Annotated in this window: 9 protein-coding genes, 1 pseudogene, 1 riboswitch and 1 other annotated feature (1 of these 12 running past the window's edge); of the genes and pseudogenes, 5 read left to right on the top strand and 5 right to left on the bottom strand. The window is 43.6% G+C overall.

The annotated features are described in order from the left end of the window. Positions 1–27, bottom strand: a sequence feature (His leader region); it reaches 109 nt to the left of the window's first position. 208 nt (positions 28–235) lie between these two features. Both ltrA and ITG10_RS13830 read right to left on the bottom strand, forming a co-directional pair. Beyond that, positions 236–1,517, bottom strand: a pseudogene (ltrA, locus tag ITG10_RS26490) (group II intron reverse transcriptase/maturase). A gap of 786 nt (positions 1,518–2,303) precedes the next feature. Then, positions 2,304–3,896, bottom strand: a complete 1,593-nt coding sequence (locus tag ITG10_RS13830; RefSeq protein WP_026084180.1) for a Na+/H+ antiporter NhaC family protein — start codon at positions 3,894–3,896, stop codon at positions 2,304–2,306. Positions 3,897–4,008: 112 nt separating this feature from the next. Beyond that, positions 4,009–4,186, bottom strand: a riboswitch (Lysine riboswitch). A 364-nt stretch (positions 4,187–4,550) separates the two neighbouring features. Between ITG10_RS13830 and ITG10_RS13825 the strand changes: the two genes are divergently transcribed. Beyond that, a complete protein-coding gene (locus ITG10_RS13825; RefSeq protein WP_017060262.1) occupies positions 4,551–4,961 on the top strand; it encodes an H-NS family nucleoid-associated regulatory protein in 411 nt (136 codons plus the stop codon). A 215-nt stretch (positions 4,962–5,176) separates the two neighbouring features. Here the strand turns inward: ITG10_RS13825 and ITG10_RS13820 are convergent, their stop codons facing one another. Both ITG10_RS13820 and ITG10_RS13815 read right to left on the bottom strand, forming a co-directional pair. Continuing rightward, positions 5,177–6,481 (bottom strand): inosine/guanosine kinase, encoded by a 1,305-nt coding sequence (locus ITG10_RS13820; RefSeq protein ID WP_017631378.1) that lies wholly within the window; start codon positions 6,479–6,481, stop codon positions 5,177–5,179. A gap of 102 nt (positions 6,482–6,583) precedes the next feature. Beyond that, positions 6,584–6,853, bottom strand: coding sequence for a hypothetical protein (locus tag ITG10_RS13815; RefSeq protein ID WP_010439986.1), 270 nt, complete (start codon positions 6,851–6,853; stop codon positions 6,584–6,586). 204 nt (positions 6,854–7,057) lie between these two features. Between ITG10_RS13815 and mnmA the strand changes: the two genes are divergently transcribed. The 3 genes from mnmA to purB all read left to right on the top strand — a co-directional run bounded on the left by mnmA (position 7,058) and on the right by purB (position 10,369). Then, positions 7,058–8,194 carry a tRNA 2-thiouridine(34) synthase MnmA gene (gene mnmA, locus ITG10_RS13810; protein ID WP_017631376.1) on the top strand — a complete coding sequence of 379 codons (1,137 nt, stop codon included), beginning with the start codon at positions 7,058–7,060 and terminating at the stop codon, positions 8,192–8,194. Positions 8,195–8,237: 43 nt separating this feature from the next. Further along, the gene (gene hflD / locus ITG10_RS13805) at positions 8,238–8,855 is read left to right on the top strand and encodes a high frequency lysogenization protein HflD (protein WP_017631375.1); all 618 of its coding nucleotides are present in this window, start codon (positions 8,238–8,240) and stop codon (positions 8,853–8,855) included. A 143-nt stretch (positions 8,856–8,998) separates the two neighbouring features. Beyond that, on the top strand, positions 8,999–10,369 hold the full coding sequence (gene purB, locus ITG10_RS13800; protein WP_017631374.1) for an adenylosuccinate lyase: 1,371 nt from the start codon (positions 8,999–9,001) through the stop codon (positions 10,367–10,369). Between the two features lie 293 nt (positions 10,370–10,662). Here the strand turns inward: purB and htpX are convergent, their stop codons facing one another. After that, positions 10,663–11,526 (bottom strand): protease HtpX, encoded by an 864-nt coding sequence (htpX, locus tag ITG10_RS13795; RefSeq protein ID WP_026084305.1) that lies wholly within the window; start codon positions 11,524–11,526, stop codon positions 10,663–10,665. A 275-nt stretch (positions 11,527–11,801) separates the two neighbouring features. On the opposite strand from htpX, the gene ITG10_RS13790 reads away from it, so the two are divergent. After that, entirely contained in the window at positions 11,802–11,969 is a 168-nt protein-coding gene (locus ITG10_RS13790; protein ID WP_017057057.1) for a hypothetical protein, read from the top strand. Positions 11,970–12,040 lie beyond the last annotated feature (71 nt).

Here is a 12,040-nt window from a genome sequence, read left to right as displayed (position 1 = left end):
GACTAGATAGGGTGATGATGGTGATGAATGTTCATTACTAATTTACGCATACTTATCAGCTCTTAGGTTGTTTGCTGTCTTGTCTCCACACTAACTAAGCTGACATCCTTTTTCAACCATTTATTCGAACTTTTTTCACGAAACTTAAAATTAAATTAACAGGCACATCGAGTAGGGTGAGGCGTTACCGCCTCATCCCTCTCACAGAACCGTACGTACGGACCTCGTATACGGCTCATGCACACTTCCATTCAGCATATTGGCTGAACACATGCCCTGTCCTTATTGTTCCAAGATTTACCAACCCTTGGTCATTAAACCATTGATTTGGCATCGCATAGCTTGATAGGGGACTCGCTGCACTGACCCAACTTGTCATTGAGATATGTTGGAACGGCGGCTTATACCCTAACTGTTTTAACCTTCGGTGTAACCGTTGAGGCTTCTTCCAAAGTTTCAACTGGATACTACGAAGTCTTCTTCGTAGCCACCCTGCTAACCTTGAGAACTCTCTGCTGCTATTGGTGATCCTGAAGTATTGACTGAACCCTCTTAACACTGGGTTTAAAGCTTTTATGACTTGCTCAAGTGGCTTACCGCACCCTCGCTTTGTCAGTCGCTTTAACTTACTTTTGAACCCTTTCAGTTTCTTAGTTTGAATGCGGGTAAATTGACTCCCGATTTCTACACCTAAGAACTTCACGCCATCACGGCTGTGCGCTATATGTGATTTCGTCTGATTCACTGTGAGTTTAAGCTCTCCTTCTAGGATCTTCGTCGCTTGTGCAAGGGCATTCTCTGCTCCTGCCTTGCTACGACAAAAGATGAGTATGTCATCCGCATAACGAACGAGCCTATGGTCACGCTTTCGCATTTCCTGATCGAACGCATCAAGGTAGATATTGGCAATCAAAGGACTGATAACACCACCTTGTGGACTTCTAGCTCTGTCTCCTGCCAACTACCGTCTATCATCACGCCACTTTTCAGAAACTGTTTTATCAGCTCTAACACGCTGCTATCTGTGACTCGCCTTCTGATGCTCTTGAGGATCAACTCATGGTCGAGTTTGTCAAAGCACTTCGACAAGTCCATATCTACGACGTGCTGTAATCCGTATCGGCGGATAAACATCGTGGATTTGTTGATTGCATCGTGACAACTTCGATTCGGTCTATACCCAAAACTTGATGGGTGAAATTGCTCTTCGAAGATGGGGGTGAGGATATCATTGAGTGCTTGTTGGACAACTCTGTCCCTAACGGTTGGGATCCCAAGCAATCGTACCCCTCCGTCTTCTTTGGGTATCTCTACTCGTTTGACTGGCTGAGGTTTGTATTGCTTGGTTTTGAGTTCAGAGAGAGTTGATCGAGGTTATCACTCAGATTTTCAGCGTAGTCGCTCAGGCTCTGCTCATCTATTCCAGCCGCGCCTTTCGCTTTCTTTACCTTTTTAAACCCTTTATACAGCCTCTCTTTGTTGAGCAGATGACCATATAAACTGTAATAAACTCGCACTTTCTCTCCTTGGGTTGTGTGCTGTGTGGGGACAAGTGTTTCATGTCCAGTGTGGGTGTTATTTCTCTCTGCTATTCAGCCTTCTAGCTCAATGGCAATTTACTGAAGTGTGTCAGAGTTACTCCCCTATACGGTTTCTTAGCTCAGTATCTTGCTTCCACAATCAACCAAACTAGGAATACCCCGATAGCGATTCGGTTTGGGTATCACTGAAAAAAACATCTGTTCATCACAGACTTAAAGTGTACTTCCTCCCTTCGCAGCACTGAGTGCTTTTGGCATTTCAGTGCTCCATCAGACTTGATGCTGATGGTCAGCTAAGTTTTCTCCTCCACACCATTACTGGGCTTCTCGGGCTTAGCCTTACTCACTACTACGGATTCATCTGCCACCTCGCACCAACACAGCTCTTAGCTTTCGCTTCGAGTTTGTGCTTCCAGACTTTGGATGTGGTGTCAGGCTTCCCCAGTTACTGCACTGGCTCCCTGTTAACAATGCCACCCTCAAGCACAGCATAGGTCTGACTGAGTATAGGGCTTCGCGCTATTTCGGACGCTTACCCACCTATACTGCCGAAGCAGGTTTACTTGCGTTGTGTACTGTTAACTTCCTATCGCTTCCTTCAGACCCTGCCGTTAGCCAGCAACGCCCTTGCGATTCGGATTATCTTCCCCTCAGTCGGGGTGATTCAGGTTTCTTTCAACCTAACGGGTTTGCCAGCTTCGCTGGGCAAACAAAAAAGGGAGGCAAACGCCTCCCTGATAGTTTACTGATTAACTTTCAGTTTTAGCTTTTGCACGTCGCCATCTTGCAGCGAGAGAAGTAAGCCAATGCAAAGCATACAGCAACAAACGTTAGAGACGCTGCGCCAAATGCGATGCCAATTGAAGATGTCATACCTAGAGTGATGAAACCAATGCACGATACGAACGCTACAGACAACGCGTATGGAAGCTGAGTCGATACGTGGTCGATATGGTTACAACGAGCACCAGTAGAAGACAGAATCGTCGTATCTGAGATTGGAGAACAGTGGTCACCAAATACTGCACCCGCTAGAACCGCACTTAGCATAGGAAGAATCAGTGCGATATCCGATGCTGCTGCCATATCACCCGCGATTGGTAACATGATGCCGAATGTACCCCAAGATGTACCTGTAGAGAACGCCATAACGCCCGCTAGAAGGAACAACATAACCGGTAGCCAGTGGTAATCAATGCTGCCTGTTACTAGAGATGATAGGTAAGAACCCGTTTTCATGTCTCCGATTACAGAACCGATAGTCCATGCAAACACAAGAATCAGAATCGCGCCAAACATAGAGCTAGCACCGATCCACATTGTTCTTGCGATATCAGCCATAGATAGCTTTTGCTTGAATACAGTCGCTAGTGCCACTAGTAAGCCGATAACACCACCGTAAACAAGAGACTTACCAACATCCGTGTTTTCGAATGCACCTAGAAGGTTAAATGCTTGGCCATCAGCAGCCAGCGCTTGACCACCTGTGTAAAGCATTGCAGCAACTGTCGCTACAATCAGCGATACGATTGGCATAACAAGATCAGAAACTGAACCGTTTTCGCTTTCTTCGATATCTAGCTCTTCGTTTAGATCGTGAGCTTGCTTTTGATCGTTGTCACCTTCAAAACCACGGCCTTGAGATGCTTCGATTTCATGCTCACGCATCTTACCAACATCTAGACCGAACCAAGCCACTGCGAACACCATTAATAGTGCAAACACAGCGTAGAAGTTCATTGGAATAAGACGAACGTAAGCGCCCAGTGCAGAATATTCAGTCACACCGTGTGTTACTAAGATGCCACCAATAATAGTAATGATGTAAGCACCCCAGCTAGAAGCCGGCATGATCACACACATTGGAGCAGCAGTAGAATCGAGAATATAAGCAAGCTTAGCGCGAGATACGTAGAAACGGTCTGTTACAGGGCGAGAGATTGCACCTACCGCTAAGCTGTTGAAGTAATCATCAACAAAGATGAATACACCTAGGAAAGCAGCAAGTAGTTTTGAACCACGTTTGCTTTTAACGCGAGACTGAGCCCACTCAGCGAATGCACGAGTACCACCAGACAGTGTTAATAGTGCAGTTGTCATTCCAAGAATGATTAGGAATGCGATGATGCTCATGTTCCAAGTGTTGATGCCACCATCTTCGATGAAAACACCAGATGCTTTAGTAAACACGTAGCTCGCTGCATTACCTACTGAATAGTCAGCAAGTAAGATAGCACCCATGATGATACCGACACCCAAAGAAACCAATACACGGCGGGTAACAATAGCAAGACTTAAAGCCACAAGGGGCGGAAGCAAAGATAAAGGCGATGTTGCAAAATCTATTAAATTCATGATCTTCAAAAACCAGTTTTTTATTTGGCTAGAGATCTACTGCAGACAAACTTGATACGGCTTATCAAGTTCATGTTGAACTAAGCGAAAGGGAAGTGAACACTTCACCCAACCCTACAGTAGCGCTCCATAGTTTAAAATTAAGACTATGGCAGTGTTGTACCTATTGAGCACAACCCCAGCAAATTGCTTAGATATACAATTTACTTCGGCAATTACACCTTTCATTCCCGTTCATTGGCATCACCCCAACGGAAGTTACTTTTTATAATTGCACCTCTACGTGCGATAACATTATTAACCGTGTAAACCAGAGTTTAACAACAAATTAACCAAGGCATCGCATCAGGTAGCCGCAATTGTACTCATCAAGAGCAACAATGCAACATATCATTCCGAGAAAAATAGCTTTTTGTTAATGAACTAATCAATAGAAGAATAGTCTACACAAGTTAATTACTCCACCTGTCACATATCAGTTTTTAAGATAATCTTAATAATTATTATAAATTCGATAGAAATGTGCCTTTGAAATTTCAACTATTCATCTCATTTTTATATTTAAATATGTAATAGAAGAAATACTATTTGTTTTATTCCTAAGCTCTGTTTATTATTAGGATGATTATTTAGTTTACCTTGATGGAAAATATCATGTCTGAATTAACAAAAACTCTATTAAATATCCGTAGCCTTCGCGCATTCTCACGTGAATTAACTCTTGAGCAACTAGAAGAAGCGCTAGACAAGCTAACTATTGTTGTACAAGAGCGTCAAGAGTCTGAAGCTGAAGAACGTGCAGCTAAAGCAGAACAAGAAGCTAAGCTTTCTGCTATCGCTGAACAAATTGCAAAAGACGGAATTGATGTTGCAGATCTTATTGCAGCTCTTTCTGGCGAAGCAAAATCTAAAACAACTAAAGCTAAACGCGCTCCTCGCCCAGCGAAATACAAATATGTAGACGCAAACGGCGACGAGAAAACTTGGACTGGTCAAGGTCGTACGCCTTCAGCTATCCAAGAACAGCTAGATGCTGGTAAATCTCTAGAAGAGTTTGCTATCTAAGTTAAGCGTTCAGTTTAATGAGTGGGTAATCAATTACACACTTAGCAATAGAATTAATATTTAAGTCGACCAAAGTATTATTTACGGCTTCAATATATTCAGAAACAAAAAAGGCTCCTTTCGGAGCCTTTTTTATATTTTGTTACCCTTTAATGTTCTTTATAAACATAGATGCGCATTTGATAAACTCGTACGCATCGGATAAACAAAGTCTCTTATCTTTCCCAGTACGCTTCTTCTAGGCTATCTTCTCTTTCAGGAAGACCACGAGATAAACGTGGAGAGTGTTGAACTAACACTTCATAGCTAGCACGGTTTGAATATTTACAAACTTGTGAGAAAGAAGAATAGGTCAAAAATGAATGTTGGTGCTTACTTGAGTTTGGCACGTTTTCTTTGTGGTACTTATTCGCAGCCATATCATGTAATAAAGCCGATAAAGCAGCATCACCTGCACCATTCGTATTTTTGATTTTTTCTGGGCCACCCATGTATGGCGCAATATGCGAATACACTTTAGTTGGGTTTTCACATAACTCTTTATGTGCAGGACGGCTAAATTCAAAACGGTTAAATTCAGCAATTGAACCTGGAAGTAGAGGCAGTGATGTTTCACGCTTCGCTGCGTCTTCCGTGTAACCCGCCATGAATAGGCCAACAGGGCCTGCAGTACATAGAACAAGGTCTACCCACTCTAACGCTTTATCTGATGCAGCTAGCGGATCGCTTTCACCGGTTAGGGCTTCCGCTTCGTCTTCGTTCATTGCAACAACCGTTACGTGCTGCTCTAAGAAGTCTTTCCAGAATTCTGGATCATCTTGAATAACGAACTTAGTACCTAGTGTTAAAACAACAGGCACATCGTATTTCTTCGCGTATTCGATCGCTTTCATTGTTGCTTCAGGCATAGGGTCACCTGGCTTACAACGAACTAAATAAGCAGTTAATACTAAAGCAGAAGCACTTTTGAAGATCTTTTCAGGAATGCTTTCTGGTTTTAGTTGGTTCATTTGCCCTTCGCTAATTGCGAAAGTACGTTCACCATCTTCTGTAATTAATGCAAAGCAGCGACCAATTGCGCCATCTACCCCTTGTAAATGGTTCAGATCCATTCTGCTTGATGTATTACATAAATAACGGTAACCATAGCTACCAATCTTAATATCTTGGCTCATTACACCTAATAGTGTTGAACGGTCGTCCGCCAATACTGAATAGTTGTGTAGTGTATTACCAATTGTGCCACCAGCGTATTCATTGGTAATCAGGCACTGTTCTTTTAATTCTTGATATAAAGATTCAGCGGCTTCATCACCAATAACCAGTGAATGTCCCTTACTTAAACCATACTTCTCAATAAGTTCAGAACTCACTTTTGCTTCAATATCCACCAAAGTTTGGTCAATACCGATAATATGAGTACGTGACATTCTTTTACTGCTTTGAGCTTGGCTCACTAGAGGATCACGTGCGTGAACCGGAAAATAGTGCTTTGATTTACGTTGTCCAGGGAATTTCATAGGGCTAGTCTAAGTCAAGGGGAAATAGGTGGCGGATTCTACCGCGCTATATTTAACGCGGCAATCTTTCAAACTATAGCAAACGTTTGCTAGGGTATTTTTTTATTCGCCTTCCATAAAGCTTAAATCAGGCAGCATGCCCAAATGCTCGGCGTAACGCTTTTGATTAAACTCAGCGCCGTTTTTCATAACGTCAAAGACTTCGATAGCCAATGCACATGCCATTGCAGCAATAGCCTCTTCACGAGGAGTGCCTGTCATCATTAAACGCATTAGCGTCTCTTTTACTTTTACAGGTTCGCCATCTTCAAGCTGATTTTCAATAATCTCAATCAGCTCTTCTTCTTGCATAAATTCATTTTGTTCAGACATTTTTTTATCTCAGGTCTTGGATTTCGAGCGACTATGCCACATATACTTCTGACATCCTAGCGACTCACCTCGCTCTCATGCGATTCTCTAACAAAGTCAGCGCACTATTTGTGCAAATGAAACTGTGATTCCGGTCTCGGATCTGTCACGGCGTTTCTCTTTCTGTTAGAATCTGCGACCAAGTAATAGTAACGGTGTTTAGACATGTCAGATATCAGCTCTGGAAACAGCGAAAAGAAAGTAATTGTCGGTATGTCCGGCGGTGTAGATTCGTCAGTATCGGCGTATCTTCTTCAGCAACAAGGCTATCAGGTAGAAGGCCTTTTCATGAAAAACTGGGAAGAAGACGATAACGAAGAATACTGCACGGCAGCTGAAGATCTTGCTGATGCTCAAGCGGTATGTGACAAACTAGGTATCCACCTTCACACCATTAACTTTGCTGCAGAATACTGGGACAACGTATTCGAATACTTCCTTGAAGAATACAAAGCAGGCCGTACGCCTAACCCAGATATCCTTTGTAACAAAGAAATCAAATTCAAAGCATTCTTAGAGTTTGCTGATGAAGTACTAGACGCGGACTACATCGCGATGGGTCACTACGTTCGTCGTACTTTCCCTACTCAAGAAGAGCTCGATGCTGGCGTTAAACCAGAAATGCTACGTGGCCTAGACAGTAATAAAGACCAGAGCTACTTCCTATACACGCTAAGCTCAGATCAAGTAGCACGCAGCCTATTCCCTGTTGGTGAACTAGAGAAGCCTGAAGTGCGACGCATTGCTGAAGAGCAAGACTTGATCACAGCGAAGAAAAAAGACTCTACAGGTATCTGCTTTATCGGTGAGCGTAAATTCACTGAATTCCTAGGCAAATACCTACCAGCACAACCGGGTAACATCGAGACGCCAGAAGGCCAAGTGATTGGTCAACACCAAGGCTTGATGTACCACACACTAGGTCAACGTAAAGGCCTACATATCGGTGGCACTAAAGGTGGCGGCGGTAATGAAGAACCATGGTTTGTTGGTGAAAAAGACCTTAAGCGTAATGTACTTATCGCAGTACAAGGTAAAGACCACCCTCTTCTAAAGTCAGAAGGCTTGATCGCATCTCAACTTCATTGGGTAAATCGCACACCAATTACTGAAGTTATGACATGCACGGTAAAAACACGTTACCGTCAAACAGATATTCCTTGTACAATCATCCCAATTGATGATGAGAACATTAAGGTTATTTTTGATGACCCGCAAATCGCTGTGACCCCAGGTCAATCTGCAGTGTTCTACCAAGGCGAAGTATGTCTTGGTGGTGGTATCATCGAAAAGCGCATCTAATCAATCAAACGATAAACGATAGAAGACAACTAGGAGTTACTACGTGGCTAATACACTTTATGACCGTACTATTGCTTTCGCCGGAATTTGCCAAGCTGTGGCTTTGGTTCAACAAGTAGCGAAAGACGGCCATTGTGATAAAGATGCCTTCGAAGCTTCACTCAGTGCCATTTTAAATACCAACCCAGCGAATACCGTTGGTGTATTTGGACGTGAAGCGAACCTAAAGCTTGGCCTTGAGTGCTTAGTAAAAGATATCGATAGTACTCCAGCAGGTAGCGATATCACGCGTTACATCATCAGCTTGATGGCGCTTGAGCGTAAGCTATCTTCTCGCAACGACTCTATGTCTCAGCTTGGTGACCGCATTCAAACTGCAGAGCGCCAAACTGAACACTTTGATCTGTTTGACGAGCAAATGATCAGCAACCTTGCGAGCATCTACCTTGATGTTGTCAGCCCTATCGGCCCACGCATTCAGGTTTCTGGTACACCGTCAGTACTGCAACAGACATCGAGCCAACATAAGGTTCGCGCACTGCTTCTATCAGGAATTCGAAGCGCTGTGTTATGGCGTCAAGTTGGTGGCAAGCGTCGCCACCTTATCTTCGGTCGCAAGAAGATGATCGAGCAGGCTCAAATCTTACTAGCTCGAATGTAATTTATTAGCTCGCGCCTCGTCGCGAGCTTGTTTTTTGTATCAACACAACTCTCACGCAAACGATTGCGCAATGTGCGTGACAATTGAGATTGTTACTGGTATAAACCTCTCAAAATTTAGAAAACTCAATTCAGGAGAACACCATGGAACTGTCAGCATTGACTGCTGTTTCACCAGTAGACGGCCGTTACGGAAGTAAGACTATTGCATTACGCAGCATCTTTAGTGAGTTTGGACTACTAAAGTACCGCTCTATCGTTGAAATTCGTTGGTTACAAAAGCTTGCAGCTACTGATGCAATCAAAGAAGTACCAACGTTCAGTGCAGAAGCTAACCAGTTTCTTGATGAACTAGCCGCTAACTTCAGCGAAGAAGACGCTCTGCGTATCAAAGAGATCGAGCGTACAACAAACCACGACGTAAAAGCGGTTGAGTACTTCTTGAAAGAGAAAGTTGCGGGCGTTCCTGAGCTTCACGCAGTTAACGAATTCATTCACTTTGCATGTACTTCTGAAGACATCAACAACACATCTTACGCGCTTATGCTTAAAGAAGCTCGTGACACAGTGATTCTTCCAGAAATTCGTAACGTAATCGATGCTATCAAAGCACTTGCGAACGAGTACCGTGATATTCCTCTACTGTCTCGTACACACGGTCAGCCAGCTTCTCCTTCTACTATGGGTAAAGAGATGGCTAACGTTGCGTACCGTATGGAACGTCAATACAAGCAAATCGAAAGCGTTGAGATCCTAGCGAAAATCAACGGCGCGGTAGGTAACTACAACGCACACCTTTCTGCATACCCAGAAGTTGAATGGCACCAGTTCTCTGAAGAGTTCATCACTGAATCTCTTGGCGTAACTTGGAACCCGTACACAACTCAAATCGAACCTCACGATTACATCGCTGAGCTATTCGACGCTGTTGCTCGTTTCAACACGATTCTTCTAGACTTCGACCGTGACGTTTGGGGCTACATCGCTCTTGGTCACTTCAAGCAGAAAACTATCGCTGGCGAAATCGGTTCTTCTACAATGCCGCATAAAGTTAACCCAATTGACTTCGAAAACTCTGAAGGCAACCTTGGTCTAGCTAACGCTGTATTCGGCCACCTAGCACAGAAACTTCCAGTTTCTCGCTGGCAACGTGACCTAACTGACTCTACAGTTCTTCGTAACCTAGGTGTTGGTGTTGGCTACGCAATCATTGCATACACTTCAACGCTGAAAGGCATTAGCAAGCTAGAAGTTAACCGTGAAGCACTACTTGCTGAACTGGACAAGAACTGGGAAGTTCTTGCTGAACCAGTACAGACTGTAATGCGTCGTTACGGCATCGAGAAGCCATACGAGAAGCTTAAAGAGCTAACTCGCGGTAAGCGTGTAGACGGCGAAGGCATGCGTGCATTCATCGATGGTCTAGAAATCCCTGCAGACGAGAAAGTTCGTCTGAAAGAGATGACTCCAGCGAACTACATCGGTCAAGCAATCGAGCTAACTGACAAGCTGTAAGATTCGATTTTCGAATTGTAGAATAGACTAAGGCTTCCCATGTGGAAGCCTTTTTGTTGCGCGAAATTAAATCTATCGACACAAAAATCGTAAACATAAGAACACCAAGCCTTCTCCAGTTGATCTACTCGTCCCCTACTCATTCAATTTAATCACCTAGCGACAACTACACCTCGTATCTCATACTTCATGTCTCAACACTTGTTATCTTAAACGCCAAGATCAAAAAAGGCCTCCCGAAGGAAGCCTTTAGATTATTCTTATCGACTAGCGATGACTAATCGTATTCGACATTACATATTACGTAGAGACGCAATACGCTTATCTAGCGGTGGGTGGCTCATTAGTAGCTCAGTTAGAGACTTCTTACCGTTGATGCCAAACGCCATCATAGAACCTTCTAGTTGTGGCTCATGGCTCACTTTTAGACGCTCTAGCGCTGCAATCATCTTCTCTTTACCTACTAAGTGCGTAGCACCTGCGTCGGCATGAAACTCTCGATGACGGCTGTACCACATCGTAATGAAGCTTGCCAAGAAACCAAATACCAATTCCAGCACCATAGACACACCGAAGTACACCATCATGTTACTGCCACCCTCTTCTTCGTTGTCATTCGACGCAACAATGTTCGCGATAAAACGAGAAAGGAAGATAACGAACGTGTTCACGACACCTTGCATTAGGGTCATTGTTACCATGTCGCCGTTTGCGATGTGGCTAACTTCGTGCGCTAATACCGCTTCAGCTTCGTCACGTGTCATGTTGTGCAGCAGGCCTGTCGATACCGCTACCAATGAATCGTCACGCTTAGCGCCGGTTGCGAATGCGTTGATGTCTGGCGAATCGTAGATCGCCACTGTTGGCATACCAATACCAACTTGTTGAGCTTGACGGCTTACCGTCTCCATCAACCAATGTTCTGTTTCATTACGTGGGCTTTCAATGACCATGCCGCCAACTGAGCGTAGCGCCATTTTCTTTGACATCATTAATGAGATGAATGAACCGCCAAAACCAAATACCGCAGCCATTAACAGCAAGCCTGAGAGGCTTCCTGGTTGCATACCTGTAACAGCGTATACAATATTAAGAACAACACTTAGTACCAATACAACCGCAAGGTTGGTTGCAAGGAACAACATTACTCGCTTCATTACTTATCTCCGCATGAAAGCTGTTTTTATAAAACTTATTGTTATAGACAAGGCAGACAGCAATTTATTCCAACCTTGAGACTTATACTTACTTATACATATAGTCTTAGATTAAGAAAACAAGGTTAAGCATTAAATTGCAACATTTGATTACGGGAGTGGTGCATTTCTCAATTGTCCATTAGACCTAAGTAGTATGGTTAACCACCAGCGATCCGTTTAGAGTGTCAGTCAATTACTGTATTGGCTAGTTCATGGAACAAAAGGAAAGGATCATGGTTGAAGGTACTAACACTCAAATGGCTATCGATTTACTGTGCTGTCACCTAGGGATTACTGAAGAAGAAGCAAAGAAACAGATCGGTATTCTTACGCCACAAGCAGCGCAAACCAATATAACAGAGACACAGCAAGCACTAATGGGACTTACAAAAGAACATTAACCCCAAGCTTAACTCTACACAGGCTTAAAATAGCAAAAGGGCTGCAATCGCAGCCCTTTTCTTGTTTCACG

This window comes from Vibrio sp. ED004, from assembly GCF_023206395.1.
Taxonomy (GTDB): Bacteria; Pseudomonadota; Gammaproteobacteria; order Enterobacterales; family Vibrionaceae; genus Vibrio.
Note: the sequence above shows the minus strand (reverse complement) of the source record. Positions and strands in the feature narration are given on the sequence as shown.

Excerpts from the sequence above, each read along its gene's own strand:
- ITG10_RS13830 (WP_026084180.1), bottom strand. The coding sequence starts at position 3,896 with ATGAATTTAATAGATTTTGCAACATCGCCTTTATCTTTGCTTCCGCCC.
- ITG10_RS13825 (WP_017060262.1), top strand. The coding sequence starts at position 4,551 with ATGTCTGAATTAACAAAAACTCTATTAAATATCCGTAGCCTTCGCGCA.
- ITG10_RS13820 (WP_017631378.1), bottom strand. The coding sequence starts at position 6,481 with ATGAAATTCCCTGGACAACGTAAATCAAAGCACTATTTTCCGGTTCAC.
- ITG10_RS13815 (WP_010439986.1), bottom strand. The coding sequence starts at position 6,853 with ATGTCTGAACAAAATGAATTTATGCAAGAAGAAGAGCTGATTGAGATT.
- mnmA (WP_017631376.1), top strand. The coding sequence starts at position 7,058 with ATGTCAGATATCAGCTCTGGAAACAGCGAAAAGAAAGTAATTGTCGGT.
- purB (WP_017631374.1), top strand. The coding sequence starts at position 8,999 with ATGGAACTGTCAGCATTGACTGCTGTTTCACCAGTAGACGGCCGTTAC.
- htpX (WP_026084305.1), bottom strand. The coding sequence starts at position 11,526 with ATGAAGCGAGTAATGTTGTTCCTTGCAACCAACCTTGCGGTTGTATTG.
- ITG10_RS13790 (WP_017057057.1), top strand. The coding sequence starts at position 11,802 with ATGGTTGAAGGTACTAACACTCAAATGGCTATCGATTTACTGTGCTGT.